Annotated in this window: 19 protein-coding genes; 10 read left to right on the forward strand and 9 right to left on the reverse strand. The window is 58.4% G+C overall.

Annotation, left to right across the window (positions count from 1 at the left end):
• The first annotated feature begins 100 nt into the window (after positions 1–100).
• The gene (gene repC / locus AC07UR_RS31620) at positions 101–1,315 is read left to right on the forward strand and encodes a plasmid replication protein RepC (RefSeq protein WP_494700460.1); all 1,215 of its coding nucleotides are present in this window, start codon (positions 101–103) and stop codon (positions 1,313–1,315) included.
• A 263-nt stretch (positions 1,316–1,578) separates the two neighbouring features.
• Positions 1,579–2,643 carry a restriction endonuclease gene (locus tag AC07UR_RS31625; RefSeq protein WP_494700461.1) on the forward strand — a complete coding sequence of 355 codons (1,065 nt, stop codon included), beginning with the start codon at positions 1,579–1,581 and terminating at the stop codon, positions 2,641–2,643.
• A gap of 144 nt (positions 2,644–2,787) precedes the next feature.
• Here the strand turns inward: AC07UR_RS31625 and AC07UR_RS31630 are convergent, their stop codons facing one another.
• The 3 genes from AC07UR_RS31630 to AC07UR_RS31640 are packed head-to-tail and all read right to left on the reverse strand — an operon-like array spanning position 2,788 to position 6,796.
• Complete coding sequence (locus AC07UR_RS31630) at positions 2,788–4,695, reverse strand: UvrD-helicase domain-containing protein (protein ID WP_494700462.1); 1,908 nt, start codon at positions 4,693–4,695, stop codon at positions 2,788–2,790.
• Between the two features lie 7 nt (positions 4,696–4,702).
• Positions 4,703–6,319 carry an ATP-dependent nuclease gene (locus AC07UR_RS31635; RefSeq protein ID WP_494700463.1) on the reverse strand — a complete coding sequence of 539 codons (1,617 nt, stop codon included), beginning with the start codon at positions 6,317–6,319 and terminating at the stop codon, positions 4,703–4,705.
• A 36-nt stretch (positions 6,320–6,355) separates the two neighbouring features.
• On the reverse strand, positions 6,356–6,796 hold the full coding sequence (locus tag AC07UR_RS31640; RefSeq protein ID WP_023517540.1) for a MerR family transcriptional regulator: 441 nt from the start codon (positions 6,794–6,796) through the stop codon (positions 6,356–6,358).
• 98 nt (positions 6,797–6,894) lie between these two features.
• On the opposite strand from AC07UR_RS31640, the gene AC07UR_RS31645 reads away from it, so the two are divergent.
• The 4 genes from AC07UR_RS31645 to merA are packed head-to-tail and all read left to right on the forward strand — an operon-like array spanning position 6,895 to position 9,324.
• Positions 6,895–7,308 (forward strand): mercuric transporter MerT family protein, encoded by a 414-nt coding sequence (locus AC07UR_RS31645; RefSeq protein ID WP_003501072.1) that lies wholly within the window; start codon positions 6,895–6,897, stop codon positions 7,306–7,308.
• Between the two features lie 16 nt (positions 7,309–7,324).
• The gene (locus AC07UR_RS31650) at positions 7,325–7,612 is read left to right on the forward strand and encodes a cation transporter (protein WP_010661778.1); all 288 of its coding nucleotides are present in this window, start codon (positions 7,325–7,327) and stop codon (positions 7,610–7,612) included.
• An 11-nt stretch (positions 7,613–7,623) separates the two neighbouring features.
• Positions 7,624–7,881 carry a mercuric ion transporter MerT gene (gene merT, locus AC07UR_RS31655; protein WP_023517539.1) on the forward strand — a complete coding sequence of 86 codons (258 nt, stop codon included), beginning with the start codon at positions 7,624–7,626 and terminating at the stop codon, positions 7,879–7,881.
• Positions 7,882–9,324, forward strand: coding sequence for a mercury(II) reductase (merA, locus tag AC07UR_RS31660; protein WP_003501078.1), 1,443 nt, complete (start codon positions 7,882–7,884; stop codon positions 9,322–9,324). It begins immediately after the preceding gene.
• Positions 9,325–9,360: 36 nt separating this feature from the next.
• On the opposite strand, the gene AC07UR_RS31665 is transcribed toward merA, so the two are convergent.
• A complete protein-coding gene (locus tag AC07UR_RS31665) occupies positions 9,361–9,948 on the reverse strand; it encodes a recombinase family protein (protein ID WP_003501080.1) in 588 nt (195 codons plus the stop codon).
• Between the two features lie 155 nt (positions 9,949–10,103).
• Between AC07UR_RS31665 and AC07UR_RS31670 the strand changes: the two genes are divergently transcribed.
• Entirely contained in the window at positions 10,104–13,079 is a 2,976-nt protein-coding gene (locus AC07UR_RS31670; protein WP_003501082.1) for a Tn3 family transposase, read from the forward strand.
• A gap of 20 nt (positions 13,080–13,099) precedes the next feature.
• On the opposite strand, the gene AC07UR_RS31675 is transcribed toward AC07UR_RS31670, so the two are convergent.
• From AC07UR_RS31675 to AC07UR_RS31695, 5 genes are all read right to left on the reverse strand, one after another.
• Positions 13,100–13,456: an AAA family ATPase gene (locus AC07UR_RS31675; protein ID WP_494700464.1), complete on the reverse strand. Its 357-nt coding sequence runs from the start codon at positions 13,454–13,456 to the stop codon at positions 13,100–13,102.
• Between the two features lie 251 nt (positions 13,457–13,707).
• A complete protein-coding gene (locus AC07UR_RS31680; protein WP_494700465.1) occupies positions 13,708–14,202 on the reverse strand; it encodes a helix-turn-helix transcriptional regulator in 495 nt (164 codons plus the stop codon).
• Positions 14,203–14,418: 216 nt separating this feature from the next.
• Entirely contained in the window at positions 14,419–14,811 is a 393-nt protein-coding gene (locus AC07UR_RS31685; RefSeq protein ID WP_494700466.1) for a hypothetical protein, read from the reverse strand.
• A 3-nt stretch (positions 14,812–14,814) separates the two neighbouring features.
• The gene (locus AC07UR_RS31690; protein ID WP_494700467.1) at positions 14,815–15,252 is read right to left on the reverse strand and encodes a hypothetical protein; all 438 of its coding nucleotides are present in this window, start codon (positions 15,250–15,252) and stop codon (positions 14,815–14,817) included.
• Positions 15,224–15,958, reverse strand: a complete 735-nt coding sequence (locus AC07UR_RS31695) for a ParA family protein (protein ID WP_494700468.1) — start codon at positions 15,956–15,958, stop codon at positions 15,224–15,226. Before AC07UR_RS31695 ends, AC07UR_RS31690 begins: the two co-directional genes overlap by 29 nt.
• A gap of 614 nt (positions 15,959–16,572) precedes the next feature.
• Between AC07UR_RS31695 and AC07UR_RS31700 the strand changes: the two genes are divergently transcribed.
• Genes AC07UR_RS31700 through AC07UR_RS31710 form a run of 3 tightly spaced genes read left to right on the forward strand, consistent with a single transcriptional unit; the run spans position 16,573 to position 19,551 of the window.
• A complete protein-coding gene (locus AC07UR_RS31700; RefSeq protein WP_494700469.1) occupies positions 16,573–16,974 on the forward strand; it encodes a MobC family plasmid mobilization relaxosome protein in 402 nt (133 codons plus the stop codon).
• A gap of 3 nt (positions 16,975–16,977) precedes the next feature.
• Entirely contained in the window at positions 16,978–19,332 is a 2,355-nt protein-coding gene (locus AC07UR_RS31705) for a conjugal transfer protein TraA (RefSeq protein WP_494700470.1), read from the forward strand.
• 6 nt (positions 19,333–19,338) lie between these two features.
• A complete protein-coding gene (locus tag AC07UR_RS31710) occupies positions 19,339–19,551 on the forward strand; it encodes a hypothetical protein (RefSeq protein WP_494700471.1) in 213 nt (70 codons plus the stop codon).
• Positions 19,552–19,823 lie beyond the last annotated feature (272 nt).

Raw genomic sequence — 19,823 nt, forward strand, 5'->3', positions numbered from 1 at the left:
TAGCAATCTGAGAATCGCATTTCCACGAATCTCCGTCAAGAGTCTTTGGCACCGTTTTTGGTGAGCTGATTTCTTTTGCCTTCGCGAGAGGTGAAGGAAGATGCAAGGTGGAAGTGTGACGACGCCCTTCGGGCAGCGGATGATTTCGCTCGCCCAAGTGAGAGGGCAGATGCGGACGGCCGAGATCAAATCCGGCAAGTCCGCCGACAAATGGAAGGTGTTCCGCGACGCCTGCGAGGCGAGGGCGGTGCTTGGCGTTCAGGACCGCGCGCTTGCGGTGCTCGATGCGCTGCTGACGTTCTATCCGGACAACGAACTTTGCGAGGACCGCGGCCTTGTCGTCTTCCCCTCGAACGACCAGCTCTCCGTGCGTGCGCATGGCATCGCCGGCGCGACGTTGCGCCGCCATCTGACGGCGCTCGTCGAGGCCGGGCTGATCCAGCGCAAGGACAGCGCCAACGGCAAGCGCTACGCTCGCAAGAACGAGACCGGTGCAATCGAGGAGGCGTTCGGCTTCAGCCTTGCACCGCTGCTTGCGCGCGCCGAGGAGCTCGCGCACGCCGCGCAACAGGTAGCGGCGGAGCGCAAGCGCTTCCGCGTCATCAGGGAGGCCTTGTCGATCTGCCGACGCGACGTCCGCAAGCTACTCAGCGCTGCGATCGAGGAGGGGGCTGCCGGCGACTGGGGGCGCATCGAGGGGCTTTTCCTCGAGCTGACCGGCCGCATCCCCCGCACACCGACGATCGCCGATATAGAGGGGATCCTCGATGAAATGGAGATGTTGCGCGAAGAAATCATCAACCGGCTGGAAATTAAGGAAAATTTCGAAAATTTGACCAGCAATGCTGATCAAACTGAGCGCCACATACAGAATTCAAATACCGAATCTAGCCATGAACTTGAACCTTGCTCTGGAAACGAGCTGGGGGCGAGGCCGACGGCCAAAAGTCGGCCGGCGGAGCGGGCCGTGAGGGCGTTTCCCCTCGGTATGGTGCTGCAGGCTTGCCCAGAGATCCGCGACTACGGGCCGAACGGCGCCGTCGAAAGCTGGCGCGACCTGATGTCGGCCGCCGTCGTCGTGCGATCGATGCTTGGCGTCAGCCCGAGCGCCTACCAGGACGCCTGCGACGCCCTCGGTCCGGAGAACGCCGCCGCGATTATGGCCTGCATCCTCGAAAGGGCAGGGCACATCAACTCGGCCGGTGGCTACTTGCGGAACCTTACGCGAAAAGCCGAGCGCGGCGAGTTTTCGATTGGACCGATGCTAATGGCATTGATGCGAGCGAATGGTACCCCAGGCCGCAAGGTTTCGTAGCGCCTAGGGTCGCCTTTCGAGCTAGGTGGATCAGTTTGACGGTGAATAGTGCGCGAGCACATTTGTCTGCAGGCTTTCGTGCGACTTTGTCGCTCGCGTTGCATGCTCGCCGCGTAGTCGAGCCCGGACAAGGATGCTGATGAGGATGCGATTCAGATCGTCTTTCGGCGAGCAGGACCCAGCTCGCTGATCTGGATAGACCAACCGAAAATTTACGGCGCGGAGATACAACACTGCGATACGAACCTCAGGAACGTTTAAAAATGCTGGATTTAGCGACCCAATTCGAACTCCTGTGCAAAGCACTTTTCCTGGATAGCGGGTATCAAATTGCGCCGGATTCCGCGGCATCCTGGGGCGCAGATATTTACGCGACGAGCGCCGGCGAAAATATCCTGGCAGAAGTGAAGTGGACGCATCGCCCCACGGTTTACGGTCGTCTTTTGCGGAACTGGGTTCCGACTGCTGCAAAACTCCAAGCAGCGCCAGGCACTCGAATCCTCGTTCTCGTGTCGGGCACGGTGAGCCCAGAGAGCCGTTCCTGGGCGGAACGCGAATTCGGTATCGAGATATGGGATCGTCGAGATCTGCTCAGCCGCGCGGTAGGTGAAGACACTCGCAAGGCCTTGACTGAGTTCTTCTTGTTATCTGATGACTGGACGGTGCGTGCGAGCACAGACCCCGAGCAACTGGCTCGAGGGAGGATTTTGCATGCCTGCCTCGCCGAGCGGGACCTCAGTGCTTCGGAAAAGCCGCCCGGAGAGAAACTCATAGGTAGGCTACGGCAAATGCCCCGTGGCGTGGAGTATGCAAAACGCTACGAAGGGCTGTGCACCGAGATCATCGATTTTCTCTTTGGGGACACCCTTGTTAACCCCATTCCGCAATGCTGGACAGACGACGATCTAAGCATCCTCGATATCGTGTACCGAGTGAGCCCGGCAGGCAAGAGCGTGTTTTGGCAGACGATTTCGCGAGATTTCCGCGCACGAACCATCGTGTTCGAATGCAAGAATTACACGGACGCGATCGGGCCGATGCAGGTCTACACCACCGAGCGCTACATGAGCCTAAGGGCTCTGAGATCGGTTTGCGTGATCCTCACTCGCGATAAGCCTAAACCCAATGCGTTTACTGCCGCGCAAGCTGCGATGCGTGACTCCGGTAAACTGATTGTCTTTCTCGACGATAACGATCTTGAAACAATGCTTACACTGCGCGCCTCCCAACTGAAGCGCAATACCGACAGCGAGGAATGGATAGAACAAGATCCAGCTGAAATAGTGGATCACAAAATCTATGAAGTCCTAGCAAAAATGCCACGCTGACGCACTACGCCAACCCGCCAAGACCAAGACTCCGTTAAGCTCTTCCGGCCGCGTAGGATCGCCCGCGTGAGATTTCCAGGAAATGCCAAGCGTCAGCATCAAACGCACGCTAGCGAGGTGCCTTTGCTTGACAGGGTGTCCTGCCTATCCCAGGTCGACGATGTCCCAACGCATGGCCGTCAAAGCCTGACGTTGCGCATCAGTGATCCGCTCGCGCCCCATGGCAATGCCCAGGATGTGTTTAGGTCTGCTTGCTGCGACATATGCCTTTTTCATGAAAGCCGCGCGAACGGAAGCGTTGGTTGTGGGACGCGCGGCGTCATAGACCGGGGCTGCAAGTGCTGGATCCAGCAAATGTGGCAGCATTTCTTCGACGTCGTACAATCTGCGGTGCCTGGTTTCCAGCAGCAACGTGGCGTCGTGGGTTTCGCCCTTGACGCTATGGATCGTCGCCACCTGGATCTTTACGCCGCCGGCAGAGATAAAGACGTTGGCCGGCGTCTGCTGTTCCACGTCCGCGGAGACTGGCGTGGGATCATAAGCCAGAAATTCGGCCGCGTTCCCGACATTCGCCGGCAGGCGCAAGAGCCCGAGCAATGTCTGGATCCTATCAGCCCAATCAGGTTCCATCGGCTCGGCGCCGAGCATCCATTCCGCCATCAGCCGCCGGACGGGACCGTATGTCTGGATGGACCGCAAGTGATCGGACAAACCGGCCCGTGAGGGAGGTTTCTCGGCGCCCGCCCGGTTCACAAAGCGGGTCCCCGCCAGTCGGTACACATTCACGACCGTATCGAGGAGCAGGGGGATGCGGGTTGCGCTCGGTCCAAACGACGTGGCGTGGCGCAAGGCCTGACAAAGGGTGGCAGGCCTGAAGCTCTGAGGCTGAAGGCTGCGGTCAAAGTCTGGCCAATAACTGGTGATGTTGAGCGGGGCGGCCGCTTCGGCGTTATTTTCCGCAACACCACCCACGGCTTTGACGACACGGCGGCGTTCTTCCGGTAGGGCCCGCACAGTCTGGCCGAACCGCTCAAGCACCTGGTCACGCGTCGCGTCGCTGAAAAGGATCATGGTGCTCACGGGATCTGTCGCGATCACGGCACAACTGGTCGTCAGGTCCAGCTTTCGGCTGCTCAATCCGCGTAGATGCAGTGCGATGGCAGGACAATAGCGATGACTCTCCGCAATTGGTTGCATTGCGGCGGCATTATAGCTGGCATTGGGCAACTCTCCGCCCACGCCGTCGAAAATCGACTGATCCGGATCTCCGAACCGCTGATACTGGACGCTTGGGTCCCCGAATATGGAGGTGATCAGATCGTCCTGAAAGCCCTGAACGTCTTGCATCTCGTCAATCAGAACTACGGGAAAGCGGTGGCGCAGCGACGCCGCGAGCTGAGGACTGCGAAATAGCGTTTCCTGCGCGTAGGCATACATTTCGGAATAGAAAAATGCCCCCTCCAGTTGGAGCCGGGCCTTGATCGCGATCAGATCCTGATATGACGGCGACTGCGATGGCGCCGGAAAACCCGGCGTCACAAGGACCAGGGCATTATTTTGCCATCGATACCGAAGGTCGGATATCGATGCGAACCTGTTTCTCAGATAGGCCTTGGTCCCGAAGGCGGCTATTCGCTCCAGGCGCGCAGTGCAGTGGTCATCGTCGATCTGCGAAACGACCATACCTTTTGATCGTAGAGAGGGGAGGGCGAGGAAGGTGTTGACGAACTCCTGTATCGTGCCCACGAAATGCGGATAGCCACGCAATGCATGACCGGCGGGATGCAGGGAAAGGCATTTGATAATTTCGTCCCTGGCCACATTCGTGTGGGTAAGGACGCATATGCCCCGCCGGGAGGCAGTCCATTTGCGAGCCAGGCACAACAGCTTCAGCCCGACGAGCGTAGTCTTGCCGCTTCCAGGACATGCCTGGATATCGTCATGGCCGCATAGGGCGGCACGTCGGGTGGGATCGAGAACCAGCGGTACGAGCCGATCCCGATTCAAAATTGCCAGAAGCTCGTCGAGGTCGTCGTTGGTCAGGTCGATCATGGCCGGATCAATCTCCGGCCACATCGACAGCGGTAACGTAATCGATCGCGTTCATGAGATAAGAGGGGAGAGCAGCGCGCAGTTCATCCCGCTTTTGTTCCATCAGGAGCAGATTGTGCCGCTGTCGGGCTTCCGCCTGCTCCTCGGTCTCACCGTCAGCAGCCGGAACAAGCTCAGCGGTAAAGCGGCGCTCAAGTATGGGTCCAAGATTATAGGCGGTTTCCGTCTTCGACTTGTCTCGCCAAATCCGCCCATAGATTGTCAGCGCCCGCTCTTCCGCGTCAGCCGGAAGCTCGTCGAATGGCACCTCGCCATCGGGGGCCGCCTCGTGAACCTCCGCGGCAAGCCCAGCCCTGAGCAGCGAATACTCGAATGTCCAGTGATCCGAAATCTCGACGCGGACATTCTGACCTTGCAACGATCGGCGGCGATCGATCCAAGCCTGTCGTCCATCAGGGTTGCCTACGTAATGCGATTCCCAATACACCGCGCCCTTGGCCTTGTATTCTATGAAACCAAGCGGATTGTCTTCAGTGATTCTGGCCCCTTCGGGGCGCAGGTCCATGTCTCTGACGCAAACGACGGGAATTGGAAGCCAGTCGCGTTGATGTTGTCCGTCATTCAAACCGCGCCGCCTGAATATGTTTGCATAACGCGCGAACGCCGTGCTGCCGACATTGACGATCGAGACGCCGTAGTCGTCGAAGGGCTTACCAAGCAGTTTGGCGATTGTCGGCAGCAGGATGTTCTCTCCGTCGCCTTCGACGATGACAACCGCCTTGGCGAAGAAGAGGTTCGCCTTCGTCACGTCCAGAAACTTCTCGAGGAAGCCATAGTCGTCGTCTTCGAGCTCGGTGAGACCCTTGCGCAAGGGAAATGTCTTGCCACCCGACATCAGGATCAGGCTCTGCAGATCGGCCTTGGAGGCGAGATTGGGACTATGGGTCGTCAGGATGCTCTGCAGCGCGGGCTTTCCCGGTCCACCGAAATCCTCGCGGATCGCCTTCAGGAACTTCATCTGCAACTGCGGATGCAGATGCGCTTCCGGTTCTTCGATCAGCAGCATAGGGAAGTCGTCTTGCTCCTGTTCAAGCAGGAGAAGTTCCGTCGCCATGAACAGAAGGTTGCTGTAACCGAGGCCTTGCATGCGATCATTCTGATCGATCAACAGCTGGAGCCGTTCAAGCACTGCCCGCAACATCTGCTTGCGTTCGACCGGTCCGAGAGCATCGAGTTCGACGCCTCCGACAATCTCGATGATCGGACTGAGCGGCCTATTAGCGAAGTCAAGGCCCTTGAGCTGGGCTGTGATGCGCGTCAGACTGTCTGCAACGCCGGGATTTGTGAGAATGGCGACATTGGCCCCGATGACGGCGCTCAGGAGGTTGTCGACATGGACGGTGTTGCGAAAGCTTTCGGCCGCATTGAGGACCTGAGCTAGACGCGATCCCCGCCCTCCGCTTAGTTCGGCCTCGGCATCGCGCAATGGCCGAAGATAGGTTGCCGATAGATAATCCCGCGCTTCCCGCTCGATCGAAGGTCCATCGCCGGTTGCCCCAGACCGGAGGTCGCTGCGGATTTGCCGCGTGCCTCTGACAAGCTGTTCGGTAAGCTCCGCATTCATATTGGGGTCAGAACAAGAGCTGCTCGAAATCGTACGCTAAGCTTGAACGGAGCGGGAACGCTTGATTGACCGCATTTCAAAAAGGGCATCTATGACCGGACATTCTGGAACCTGATCGCCGGTGCATTGCGCCGCCATATTCGACATGGCCCGCTCCAGACGCCGCAGATCGGCGATTTTCTGACGGATATCTTTCAAATGTTCGATGGTGAGCGCATGGACCTCCCGGCAGGTGTAGGTATGCCCATCGACCAGGCGAAGCAGGCCGCGCAACTCGTCCAGGCTGAAGCCGAGTTCACGGCCGCGCCGCACGAAATGCAGCCGCCTTGCGTGTTCAGTTGTGTAGATACGATAACCCGCTGCGCTGCGGGCGGGCTTCGGCATGACGCCGATTTTCTCGTAATAGCGGATCGTCTCTATGTTGACGCCGCTGCGCTCGGACAGCACGCCGATCGAAAATTCATCATTCTGTGTCATCACATAGCTCGCACAAATCCGTGAAAATTTCTCGCTTGACCCTGTAGTCGCTACAGGCACTAGGGTCACGATAGATCAATTGCGGGAGCATGTGAACGATGATGCAGGATGAAACACGGACGCTGGCAAATACAGTCACAGAGCCAGCCGAAAAGGGTTTTGATCGGGCAGCATTGCTGTCGGTCGGCGGCATCGTTGCGGCACTGGGCGCAGCAACCTGTTGCGTGCTGCCCTTTGCCTTGTTCTTCGCTGGCATCAGCGGCGCGTGGATCGGCAATTTGACCGCGTTCGAACCCTACCAGCCTGTGTTTATCACGATCGCGCTCGCCTGCCTCGGCTACGGTTTCTATCTCGTCTATCGCAGGCCGAAGGCGGCTGAATGCGCCGAGGGTTCCTACTGCGCGCGTCCATCATCCCATCGGAACGCCAAGATCGGCCTTTGGGTCGCAACTGTCTTGATCATTATCGCCGTGGGCTTTCCCTACGCCGCCCGCCTTGTCCTCGATGCTTAATCCCAAGGAGAATCTCATGAAAATCCTGCCCCTCATTGCCCTTACTGCGTCCCTGCTGACGGGTGGTCACGCTTTTGCCGCCGAGCAGACCGTAACCTTGAATGTTGCCAATGCCACCTGCGAACTCTGCGGCCCGATTGTGAAGCGGGCGCTCAGCAACGTTCCAGGCGTGCTCGATGTTGATGTATCGGAGGCGACCGGCGCGGCGATCGCGAAGGTGCGCTTTGACGACAGCCAGACGAATGTCGCCGCGCTGATCACCGCAACCACCAATGCTGGCTATCCGTCCGGCGTTTCGCAGTAAGGAGGTTCAGCATGACAGATGGAAAGTTCATCGGCCTTGGCGAAGTCGGGTTTCTCGCCGTCATCTGTTGCGCCGCGCCATTTCTTTTGGTCGCCGCTGGCTCTTTTGGCTTTTCCGCATGGTTCGCAGCGGCCGGCTATGTGCTGATCCCGATCGCTCTCGCCGCGATTGGGGCGTCCGCACTTTATCTTTACCGGCGTCGGCGTTCCGCCTCATCAGCGGATGCCAATTGCTGCTCGATGAATAACAAGACAACAAAGGTGAATTGAATGTGTGAAGCTTGCGACGTTCCAACTTCCAACAAAGGCAACGGCCGTTATGATCTTGTGGTCGTCGGAGCTGGCTCGGCCGGTTTCTCCGCCGCGATCACGGCCGCCGAACTAGGCGCCCAAGTGGCTCTTGTCGGGCATGGCACGATCGGCGGTACATGCGTCAACATCGGCTGCGTGCCCTCGAAAGCCCTGATCCGGGCCACGGAGGCTGTACGTCACGCCAACGATGCGGCTGCCCGGTTTGATGGGATCGAAAGCGGCGCGCGCGTGGTTGATTGGGCCGCTCAGATCGCCCAGAAAGACGCTTTGGTTGCCGGTCTGCGACAGGCGAAATACGCTGATCTGCTGCCGGAGTACAACAATGTGGTCTACCACGAAGGTCCGGCCCGCCTCGTTGACGGCGGTGTCCAGGTCGCGGGCCAGCACATCGGCTCCGAGCGAATTATCATCACCACCGGTGCGCGTCCGGCGTTGCCGGGGATTCCGGGGATCGCTGACGTATCGCCGCTCGACAGCACGACAGCGCTCGCCCTGACCGAGCTGCCACGCTCGATGATAGTGCTTGGCGGCGGCTACATCGGCGTGGAGCTTGCCCAGACTTTCGCACGGGCCGGTGTCGAAGTGACACTCGTGTTCCGCAGCCGGCTTCTGCCGGAGGCTGAACCCGAAATCGGCGCTGCGCTTGCCACCTATCTGGCCGATGAGGGGATTAAAATCGTCAGCGGCATTACCTACGAGTCCGCCCGCAAGACCGATGATGGTGGTGTTGCCCTCGCCATCGCGCGGGACGGACGTCCGGAAATCTTGACTGCCGAGCGGATTCTTGTGGCGACGGGACGCCGCTCGAACACTGAAGCCCTTGGGCTTGCTGAAACCGGTATAGACCTGACACCGGCCGGGGCCATCATCGTTGATGATCGCATGCGCACCTCGAAGGCGGGCGTCTATGCCGCCGGCGATGTAACCGGAAAAGATCAGTTCGTCTACATGGCCGCCTATGGCGCAAAGCTCGCCGCCAAGAACGCATTGAACGGCAACAGCCTGAGTTACGACAACACCGCAATGCCCGCCGTGGTCTTTACCGATCCGCAGGTGGCGAGCGTCGGCATGACCGAAGCGCAGGCGCGGGCTGCCGGACATTCGGTTCGCACCTCCGTCCTTTCCCTCGACAATGTGCCGCGGGCGCTGGCGGCGCGCGACACGCGCGGCCTGATCAAGCTGGTCGCCGACGGGTCAACCCGGAAACTCCTTGGCGCTCACATCCTTGCACCAGAGGGTGCTGACAGCATTCAGACGGCAGCCTTGGCCATCCGCTGCGGCCTGACGATCGATGATCTCTCGGAGACGATCTTTCCATATCTGACGACTGTCGAAGGTTTGAAGCTTGCGGCTCAGACCTTCGACAGGGATGTGAAAAAACTGTCCTGCTGCGCGGGGTGAGGCGAAAGGGAAACGGGTGCCTACTCAAGTCACGGCTTAAACGGAGCGGTCGCCCTCGATCCTGACACGCATGATGGTCTGGCGGCTGGTGTCAAATTTTCTGGCGAGTGCGGAAACGCTCATCCCGCCCGCCAAATCCGAGAGAACATCCAATTTCTGCTTCTCATTGAGCCGAGCGGGACGGCCGAGGGTCTTGCCTTCCGACTTGGCTCGTTTGAGGCCCGACTGCGTGCGTTCGATCAGCAGATCACGCTCGAACTGAGCGACGGCATTGATGACGCTCATCGTCATCTTCCCGGCGGAACTCGCCAGATCGACGCCGCCGAGGGCCAGACAATGGACCCGCACGCCCAGCTCCTCCAGTTTCCTGACCGTCGTACTGACATCGATCGCATCTCGGCCGAGCCGATCGAGCTTGGTGACGATGAGCACGTCCCCGGCTTCGAGTTTATCCATCAGTCGCGAGAAACCCCGGCGCTGCGCAATGGCGACGCTGCCCGAGATGGTCTCGGTGACTATACGGCGTGGCTCGACGTGGAAGCCGGCCGCTTCGATTTCCTGAATCTGGTTTTCGGTGGTCTGTCCGGTCGTGGAGACACGGACATAGGCAAAGGTGCGTGGCATAAGGTTCAATTTCGTCCGAATAGGTTGTCCGAAAGGTGATGCCTGTCCACAAATAAGTCAAGATAATTTGTGGACAGGGTGATTTAGGCCTGTACGCAAACGACCGTTTCCGGACATGCCCGGAACCATCGACGCAAGTTTGTATGGAGTAAAAAATGGCGCGGCGGAAGTTTCTCAAAATTCAGGATCAACAGGAGCTGTTCGGCGTACCGACCGATGAGGATAGTCTGATCCGTCACTACACTCTATCTCCATCGGACCGGCTGGAGATCGAAGTCCGCAGGCGAAAACATAACCAGCTCGGCTTTGCTGTCCAGCTTTGCATGATGCGGCATCCGGGCCGGGCTCTCATGGTGCACGAAATTCCGCCGAGGGCGATGCTCAATTATATAGCCGAACAATTGGATGCTGATCCGGAGAGTTTCCGTTCCTATGCCAGGCGGGAGGAAACTCGCCGCGAGCATATCGCGCATTTGCTTTCCTATTTTGGAAAACGAACAGCAACAGCACAGGACCGGCGCGCCGCCTTACTATCCGCCGTCGAAACGGCGACCGCAACGGACAAGGGCCATTCTATTGCCCAAGCTATTGTCACCACGCTGCGGGAGCGGAAGGTGTTACTTCCCGCACCTGACACAATAGAGCGGATCGGCTTTGCCGGCCGCGTAATAGCCCGCCGTCGCGCCGAGGCTGCCCTGATATCGGGCCTTTCAGCCGAAAAGCTCCAATCCCTCGATGATCTTTTGACGGTTGATCCCGAGATACGACAGACGCGATTCCATTGGCTGCGATCTGCGCCAGATGCTCCGGGAGCAACCAACCTGGTCACGCTGACCGACAGGATCGCTTTCATCCGCGCGCTCGATATCGATCCCCGACTACAAGCCCGCATCCACTCCGGTCGCTGGGAGCAGATGGTCCGGGAGGGCGATGTGACACCGGCATGGCTTGCCGCCGACTTCAACGCCAGTCGGCGGCGCGCGACGATCATCGCGCAGATCATCAAGCTTGGGCAAAAGCTCACCGACGCCGCAGTCACCATGTTCATCAAGCTGATCGGCAGGCTGTTTTCGCAGGCGAATAACCGCAAGAAGCAGCGCCATGTGAACACCCGGATGGAGACGGCTAAGGCACTACGGCTGTTTCTCGACACGATATCGGCTCTTCAGTGCGCCAATGACAATGATGAAGATGCAATTGAAACGCTCGACCGCCACGTCGGCTGGCATCGCTTGGTGCAGGCAAAGCCGACGCTTGCGGCGATGGTGGAAGACAATGACGCCTCACCCTTGCTTATTGCAGCTGAGCAATATGCCAATGTTCGCAATTATGCAGGCCGGTTCCTCCTGACCTTCACATTCCATTCAAGTCGTCGGTATGATCCTTTGCTGGCAGCGATCGAAACACTCAGATCCCTTTACGCGGAAGGAAGGCGCGTGCTTCCCGAACGTGTCCCGATCGCTCATCTCGGCGCGGCGGAGCGTAAACTGATCTTCGGGCAGGCAAAGGCCGATCGCCGTCTCTATGAGATTGCAACACTGGCAGCGTTGCGCGAGCGGCTTCGTTCGGCCGACATCTGGGTCGAAGGCAGCAGGGCGTTCCGGCCGATAAATGAAAATTTCATGCCCCGCCCTACTTTTACCAAGCTGAAGGAAACTGACCAGCTTGGGCTCGGTGTGCAGCGCGACGGGGTGGCTTGGCTCACCGAAATGCAACAATTGCTGGACTTCAATCTGAAACGTCTCGCCCATCGCGCCCGCAACGGCAAACTTGAAGGCGTCCGTCTCGATGCCGGAACCCTGATTGTAACACCGCTGGCGAGCGAAGTGCCCGCTGCAGCCGATGAACTAAATATCGAACTCAGCGAAATGTATCCGCTTGTCGAAGTGCCGGATCTCTTAAGAGACGTGCATGAGTGGACCGGCTTTGCCGACCAGTTCACCCATGTTCGAACGGGCGATTCACCGCAAAACATTCCGGCCATGCTCGCCGGCACGCTCGCGGACGCCACCAATCTTGGCCCGAAACGTATGGCCGGAGCCTCCAAGGGGATCAGCGCCCATCAGATCGGATGGATGCGCATGTTCCATGCCCGCACGGAAACCTATCGCGCAGCGCAGGCATGTGTGACCGACGCCCATGCGCGTCATCCCCACGCCCAGCTCTGGGGAACAGGGACGACCGCATCATCTGATGGTCAGTTCTTCCGGGCCAGTGATCGTGCCGCCAAACGCGGTGATATCAACCTGCATTATGGCAGCGAGCCAGGCTCGAAATTTTACAGCCACCTTTCCGATCAGTACGGCTATTTCAGCATTCTGCCGATCAGCCCGACCGAGAGCGAGGCAGCCTATGTTCTCGACGGCCTGTTCGACCACGACACCATCCTGGAGATCGAGGAGCACTTTACCGATACCGGAGGTGCGAGCGATCATGTATTTGCCCTCTTCACTCTGATCGGAAAGCGTTTTGCGCCTCGGCTGCGCAATCTCAAGGACCGGAAGTTCCATACTTTCGAAAAGGCCGACTCATATCCAGCACTGGCCAACCATATCGGCGCGCCGATCAATACCGCCCTCATTCTGGAACACTGGGATGACCTTCTCCATCTGGCGGCATCAATCACGACACGCTCTGTTGCGCCCTCAATGATCCTCAAAAAGCTGGCGGCATCCTCGAAACCGAGTCAGTTGGCGAAAGCCCTGCGTGAGCTCGGGCGCATCGAGCGATCCCTGTTTATGATCGAATGGTATTCCAACCCGGCACTTCGCCGGCGATGTCAAGCCGGTCTTAACAAAGGAGAATCCGCCCACAAGCTCAAGCGGGCCGTTTTCTTCCATGAGCGCGGCGAAATCCGCGACCGATCGTTCGAAAGTCAGGCATTCCGTGCCTCGGGCCTCAACCTTGTCGTCAGCGCCATCGTCCACTGGAATACCGTTTATCTCAGCCGTGCCGTAGCCCATCTGCGTCAAAGTGGTCGAACTATCCCCGACATATTGCTCAAGCATGTCTCGCCACTCAGCTGGGAGCACATAAATCTCACCGGCATCTATTCCTGGGACACCGAGCAGCAGATGCCCGAAGGCTTCAGGCCATTGCGACTTCCTGGAAGAATCCTCCGCGCTGCATGACGTTCCCGCTCCGTTCGGTCTTAGCGTACGATTTCGAGCAGCTCTTGTTCTGACCCCATATTGATATAGAGGAAAGGCAGTCGCCCGCCGTCGACATCTTCGAATGTCAAATGCTCGAGGAAGGCCGCAGCCTGCTGGGAAGAAAGATCCGCGAACCGAAGCTGGATCGAAAATTTCGTCGTTCCGCGCCGGAAGTCGCTCTCTAGTATCCGCAGCCATTCGCCTGACCGCGACGACAGTGCGTACCGGATGGCGTCGACAAGCGCCGTCTTTCCGGAATTGTTCTCCCCCACGATGACATTCAGCGTCTTGTTTAACTCGACCTGGAGGCGGTCATAAATCCTGAAATTTTCAATCGTGACCCGCTGCAGATACATGATTCCCCCGAGAATCTCCGCTCTCAGAATTACAAAAGTGCTTCGGGAAATCTATTGTCATGTTCTCGCGATCAAGAACACAGACATGCGGGCTCTACATCTTGTCAGTGAACCTATCCAGGACGTGGCTGAAATCCGACTTAGTCTCGGAAAGGCAAGATGGCCGGTCGCTCGTCAGTACCATAGAGTTTCAGTTTCGTACGCGATCGCGGCGTTTTCCTGCATCTCTGTAATGCCGCTGGCTGTACGCGTTAGCTGCTTTCACTCTTGCTCGTGGCAACGGCATCTGCTGCTTGTTCCCCAGGCGTCATGCGTTTCAGGAGCCGGATCAAGTCACGCGTGGTGTCTGGTGGTAGCAGTTCAATCAGCCTCGTCAGCGTTCGACGTTCTTCGGCCTCTTCCGGCGTTTTGCCCCAAAGGTGCGGAGCAGCTTCAAAGATCATGTCTATGGGCATAAAGCCCATCAGCTCGCAGAGATGAATCAGGCGAGGAACGGTCATGCGCGATTCCGCGCGCTCGTACCGCCCATAAACGGACACAGAAAGCCCGAGCAATTGAGCCAACTCCGCCCGGGAGAGATTTTTGGATTCACGAATGTCCTTGAGAAAATTCGAGATCCGTTCATCCATCTCTTTTACGGTTTGGATGCCTTCGAAGCCGGGCTTCCGGTAGACCGGCCTCTCCAGCTCCGGATCGTTTGTTTCAATTAAACCCCGTGCGCTTTTGTAGCTGCTTAGATCAATCACGATCCTTACCTTTATTATGAAAGCCGCCCTCGGCGGCCACTATGCACCAAATTGAAGCAATTTGGCACATCCCCCTCCTCTGAATCACAGCGGTTTTTCCTACCTATTTGGGGGGATTTTTAAAAAACGATTTTCCCAGAGGCAGTGAACCGAAATGCTTCAAGTCATGCCCACAATGCGGACCAGTAACATTGTCCCTAAAACGAAAAAAAGCAATTAGCGATTCTTCGCGGCCACCATCTTCCAACCGTCCGGTTTCGCTTGAAAAACCGCTTCAATTTGCATTTCACCTTCGATCCAGGTGAGCCGCGCCATCAGCTCGCAGGCCATCTCGCTCTGGGAAATCCGGATACAGCGGTTAGCGCTCACCTTTGAACCAATGCCATGCTTTTTTAGGTCCCATTTGGATAAGTCGAATAGCTGGGCCTTTGCTTCATCGTCAGTCGGCCACATACCCTTTTCGGGTACCGCCTGCGCAATGTTCACCTGAGGCAAAATGGTTCCTGAAATGTCTCCTCTGGCGGCCGACGGGCGGCCTAGATGAGGCGCAATGTAGACGCCGAGGACGCAGCCGAAAGCTACGCCGAGCAGGAAGCCGCCGCCTATCATCGATCAATAGCCGTTGTCTTTGAGGAATTGATCGATTGCCGCCTTCATGATCACCGTCATTTTGACGTCGTTCTCGAGAGCCGCTTTTTCCAACCGCTTCTTCGTGTCGTAGTCCAATGGGCAGTTGACGTAGTGCTTGGATTCACGGTCGCGTGCCCTCTTCAGGTCACGCAACCGAACTCTCGATTCCTCGCGCTGCAGCGCTTTGGTAGTAGCCCGTTCGCGCCGCGCTTCTTCTGTCGGCGCAATCAGCCGACTCACGGGCTGATCTGCCTCGACACCGATGGAGGCGAACCCTTGACTTTGATCTTCGGTCCCTGGTTCCTCTGCCGAGGCCTCAGCCGCCAAGGTAGCGGCATCGTCCTTTGTGCCGGCCTGGCCCACACGGCTTCGACGCGGTGCGACTGCAAAATCAGATACTGTGGTTTGACCCTTGGCCATTCGCTGCTACCCCTTTCTCGCCCACCAAAAGCGTTTCGATGTCACGAACGAGGCTGACGACTTCCGCCCTTGCCTTTTTTACAGAGTCCGTGAGATCAAGCATCTGCAGCGTGCCGTATCCGTTTCGAATTTCGCGATAACAATTGCGCTCCATTAGCTCCGTCTGGAGCAGATAGGAGTCGTAGCCGCCTTCTTGTAGGTTTTGCACGAATGGCCTGATCAAGCGATATGCTTCCAGCAGTCTCGACGGCATGGTGATCCTCGTGACAAAGTTGGCGTGGGGTATCACCCGCCCGACCTTGTCGGAGATGTCGGCCGTATCGGTCGCCGCTTGGCCTGCTGCCTTGATTTCGTCCTGGTTCGGCTGAATCGGTGTCAGCACAAGATGAGAGCCGGCAATGATGGTGTCCCGTAGAACAGTGTCCTGGCCGGGCGAGTCCATCACGACGACGTCGTACTTGGTCGCATCGTTTTCCAGGAGCTGCTGAACGGTCGTCTGGCGGGCTGCGGTAATAAGGTCGATATTGTCGGGCAGGTTGTCCTTTGCCTCACAGCGCTTCCACCATTCCTGCAGGTTTTGGCGTCCGTCCGCGTCAATGAGAAGGACGCGCTTTCCCTGAAGCGCATATTCTCCGGCAATCAATATTACCGCAGTAGTCTTCCCCGCTCCGCCTTTGCCGCTTACGGCAGAGAGACATAAAGGCATGCGTGCTAACTCCTTTTGCTGACCCAGAGCACGTGTGTTTGAGCGGCTCGTTCAAATGACATTTCAGCACGATGCGAACAATCGCTCACACGAAGGGACAACATGTCACCACCATACGATGTGGTCAATCTAGCATGTTAAACCACGTTCACATCGTGTGGCACTTTTCATGTCGCTAACTCGTGTGAATAGTCAACACGAGACGCCCATATTGGAACAGGACGCGGCGATCGGTGCGGCGTCAATCAAGCCCCGCCGGTGGAAGAGTGAACCCCGGAGCCGCGCAAGGCCCGTCACCGACGCTCGCACCGAAGCCGCAAGGGCGAAGAGCGAAGCGTCCCTTGAGGCTGAGTACGAGGGGCGGACAAAGGCCTTCAGAAGCGGATTTCGGAGGTGAAGCCTGGTGAGCGTTCCCAAGTTAAACGACCGGGCCGCAGGCGCGGTTCGAAAAACAAAACTGCCGAGCGGAGCGAAGGTCCCCTCGAAGTGATTTGGTTGCATTTCCCTCTATTGAGATTGGCAGGATACGGAAAAATGTGCTACGCCATTTTCCACAATCGAGGGACGAGCCCTCGATCGACTGTCGCAAGCGCCAGTAGGGGGCCAAAGGCCATATGGATGATGGGAATTTCAACGCTCCCTTGGAGCCAGTGAAGAAAGATCGAACCGTGCATGTTCGCGTGACGGGCGACGAACACGCGGCGATCGAGAAGGCGGCCGAGGAAGCGAGAATGACCGTATCCAGCTTTTTCCGGTCTTTGCTCTTGGAGGGCGCGGGCGTTCGGCCGATCTTGACGGGGGATGACCGCCTGGTGATGGCGGCGCTACTCGAAGACATGCGGATGATCGGTATCAACCTCAACCAGGTCGCAAGGGCGCTCAACAGTGGCCGGGGCGTCCATCCAAGCGAGCTGAATATCAACCTTGAGAACGTGCAACGGATTCAGGCGGCGGTGATGAGCGAGCTTCGCTCTTTGTCTCGACGGGCTGGATATCAGCGCCGGGGGGAGAAGTAGCCCTTGGAAATCTTCTTCGGCGCATTCACCAACGAATGGGAGCAGCGGCGCGCAGCGCTGTTGCATGAGTTGGCGTCGGGTGGACGTAGTGCCGCGGCCGAGGAAGAAATGCGCAAGCGCCTCAGACAATTGGCGCAACTCGGCGCTGGCGGTGGAGGAGGTTCTGGTGGCGCTTCTCTCGGAGGGGGCGCTGGATCGAAAAGCCGTGGGGCTCCTCGAACGCAGACCATACCGGCGACGGCGGCAGGCCGGCCGATGGAGGCGAGGCTTGCCGCCGTCGCCAAGGGAAGCCAGCCCGCCGTTGTCAAAATGGCATCTTACGGGGGCGGAGCGCGCGTTGGGGCGATGCTGAACTACGTGTCCCGATCCGGGGAGCTGAAGGTTGAGGACGAAAACGGCAGGATCCTTGAGGGCCGCGAGGAATTGGCCCGGGTGCGCGGTGATTGGGAACATCTTTTCCAGAATCGCGCCGAAAGCCGCGACATCGGGAGCTTCAGCGTCGAGATAGCGGTTTCTGGCCTTACGTCCGACGACGGCTTGCATGAGTTGGTGCGCAGCACGTTATCGAGCGGCTTTGGCGATCGCCGCTATGCCTATGTCGTAGAGAAGGTAGAGGACGGTTCAATATCCGTTTCGGGGCTCGTGGTCCTCAGAAGCGGGCAGGGGGAGCGGCTGACAGGAGACGCCAAAGCAGCCGGCATCGTCCAGGGCCGGCATGACGCCAGTGCGGCCGCCAGCGTGGCCGGCGCGACGTTCTCGTTTCATGGGTACGGGAATGGCGTCGAGTTCGGCGCCAGCCGTGTGCGCGGCCTGGTCGAGCAGCATCAGGACGTTCGCGACGACCGCGGCCGGCCGGTCTCGGACGAGAAGGCGGCCGGCGATCTGGTGCAGAAGGAATGGCGCGGCGAGCTGCACAGCCGAAAGAGCCGCGACGTGATGCACGTCATCATGTCGGCGCGGGCCGGGACGGACGTGGCGGCATTCGAGGGGGCTGCACGCGACTTCTTGGCCCATCAGTTTGCGGGCCATCGCTACGTCTTCGCCATGCACGATCCCGCCAGCGACCCGAAAGAGGCGGGGGAAGGGGGTAAGCGACCGCATGTCCATGCGCATGCGATCATCGCCATGAAATCGGATTCCGGCGATCGCATAGAGACGACGCCGGCCGTGTTCCGCGAATGGCGATCGGTCATGGCCGAGAAGGCGCGGCAACACGGCATTGAGATGGAAATGACCGATCGGCGCGAGTTCGCCAGTCCGCCGGCATTCACACGCACGCAGGTTCGGCCGGTGAGCCGCGAGGGTCGCACGGAGCATGTCGGAACGAGCGAACCGGCGCAGGCGCGGTACGACGCCAAGCGCAGCGGCCGGCGCACGACTGCGAAGAGCGACCGGAGCCGGCAGTACATCATAAAGGCGCAGGAATCGTGGCAGAAGGTTGCGCTGGCGAGTGGTGATCGTCAGACCGTTGCCTATGCTACACAGCACCGAGAATACTTGGAAACCGGGCTTTCAGCGGCAACGGCGGAGGCAAGTCCCAGCGTCATTCATGCAGATTTCGGATCGAATTTCCGCGCCAATTTGGTTACATTGCAGGAAATGGTTTTGGAGGGCCAAGAATTGCGTGAAACGTCACGAGCAGAGTTTGAGGCCTATGAGAAGAAGGTCGAAACGGCGTTGTTCAAACTGGAGCGCACCGTAGCTCCGGATGACCGGGCCGACTTTGATGAGGTCGCGGGCCTGGCGCGAGACTTCGTCAATCAGAAGCGGGAGCTGGTCGAACTCTACGAACAACGCAAGGAAGCGTTGGCGGAGCAGGGCGGTCAAGAGGCGCGCGACGAGCCCCGCGATCCGGTCAACGAGGCATGGGATGCTGCGGTCGCCAAACACGGCGAGGCTGTCGTCGAGGCCGGCGAGTTTTCGGCCGATAGCAAGGAGCCAATGCAGGCCGGGCGTGACCAGGCGATGGAGCGAGCCGCGAGAGAAGTAGCCGAACAGGATCCCGATCTACAACGGGCGATCGATGAGGCGGAGAATAATGTCGATCGTCCGTCCGAGGAAAAGGACAAGGCGGGGATTTCGTCTGCCGAGACCGTCGATGAACAGCAGCGGGATTTGCATGCCGAGGAAGCAGAACGGACGCCCGATGACGATACGCGGGAAGCTCACGAACTCGTCTCCACCATCGATGCTACAAATCGCCTGCAAGATCGGCTAAATAAGGATCGGGAAGCCGCACAGCGTAGTGGCGAAACGACACGGACTGATCCCGCGCAACAGCATATCCCTCGCCTCGAGGAGCTTGAGCAGGAACAGATCGAAAAGAGGGAACGCGACCGCGACGATCGGGACCGTTAAGGCAAAATGTTGAACAATAACCGGCAGCAATACGTCGTCCAGACCAATGACGCGAAAGGCGAAGAGGGGGTTGGCAAGGCAATGGGCGCAATCGTGTTGTTCGTCATTTTCCTGGCTGCGGTTCAATTTGCCTATGAAGCGGTCATGTCCTGGTATCGTGAGACGATAGCTTGGGTAAGCGAGGCAGCGACGTACCTGGCAAGCTTTTGGCCGTTCTAAACATCACGCGCTCAAGTCTCTGGGTCGGCATTGAACATGCCGACCTCTTACCAACGGCCGGCGATAGAAACTGACCGCTCCCAATATGTCTCGACAGTCGAGCGCCAACCGCTAGGAAAACTACGAGACGATCGACGTCGTGATACGTCGAGTGCCCAAAAAGATTCCGGCCTTACTGCGAAGCCTCTCTTGCCAGCGCTTTAATCAGGTCAACTGTCGTTTTGCAGTTAAACGTGAGAATGCGCTCTTTGCGGCAACTTATGGCAGTTAAT

Source organism: Ensifer sp. GW821-FHT05G01, assembly GCF_059419585.1.

Excerpts from the sequence above, each read along its gene's own strand:
- repC (WP_494700460.1), top strand. The coding sequence starts at position 101 with ATGCAAGGTGGAAGTGTGACGACGCCCTTCGGGCAGCGGATGATTTCG.
- AC07UR_RS31625 (WP_494700461.1), top strand. The coding sequence starts at position 1,579 with ATGCTGGATTTAGCGACCCAATTCGAACTCCTGTGCAAAGCACTTTTC.
- AC07UR_RS31630 (WP_494700462.1), bottom strand. The coding sequence starts at position 4,695 with ATGATCGACCTGACCAACGACGACCTCGACGAGCTTCTGGCAATTTTG.
- AC07UR_RS31635 (WP_494700463.1), bottom strand. The coding sequence starts at position 6,319 with ATGAATGCGGAGCTTACCGAACAGCTTGTCAGAGGCACGCGGCAAATC.
- AC07UR_RS31640 (WP_023517540.1), bottom strand. The coding sequence starts at position 6,796 with ATGACACAGAATGATGAATTTTCGATCGGCGTGCTGTCCGAGCGCAGC.
- AC07UR_RS31645 (WP_003501072.1), top strand. The coding sequence starts at position 6,895 with ATGATGCAGGATGAAACACGGACGCTGGCAAATACAGTCACAGAGCCA.
- AC07UR_RS31650 (WP_010661778.1), top strand. The coding sequence starts at position 7,325 with ATGAAAATCCTGCCCCTCATTGCCCTTACTGCGTCCCTGCTGACGGGT.
- merT (WP_023517539.1), top strand. The coding sequence starts at position 7,624 with ATGACAGATGGAAAGTTCATCGGCCTTGGCGAAGTCGGGTTTCTCGCC.
- merA (WP_003501078.1), top strand. The coding sequence starts at position 7,882 with ATGTGTGAAGCTTGCGACGTTCCAACTTCCAACAAAGGCAACGGCCGT.
- AC07UR_RS31665 (WP_003501080.1), bottom strand. The coding sequence starts at position 9,948 with ATGCCACGCACCTTTGCCTATGTCCGTGTCTCCACGACCGGACAGACC.
- AC07UR_RS31670 (WP_003501082.1), top strand. The coding sequence starts at position 10,104 with ATGGCGCGGCGGAAGTTTCTCAAAATTCAGGATCAACAGGAGCTGTTC.
- AC07UR_RS31675 (WP_494700464.1), bottom strand. The coding sequence starts at position 13,456 with ATGTATCTGCAGCGGGTCACGATTGAAAATTTCAGGATTTATGACCGC.
- AC07UR_RS31685 (WP_494700466.1), bottom strand. The coding sequence starts at position 14,811 with ATGATAGGCGGCGGCTTCCTGCTCGGCGTAGCTTTCGGCTGCGTCCTC.
- AC07UR_RS31690 (WP_494700467.1), bottom strand. The coding sequence starts at position 15,252 with ATGGCCAAGGGTCAAACCACAGTATCTGATTTTGCAGTCGCACCGCGT.
- AC07UR_RS31695 (WP_494700468.1), bottom strand. The coding sequence starts at position 15,958 with ATGCCTTTATGTCTCTCTGCCGTAAGCGGCAAAGGCGGAGCGGGGAAG.
- AC07UR_RS31700 (WP_494700469.1), top strand. The coding sequence starts at position 16,573 with ATGGATGATGGGAATTTCAACGCTCCCTTGGAGCCAGTGAAGAAAGAT.
- AC07UR_RS31710 (WP_494700471.1), top strand. The coding sequence starts at position 19,339 with ATGTTGAACAATAACCGGCAGCAATACGTCGTCCAGACCAATGACGCG.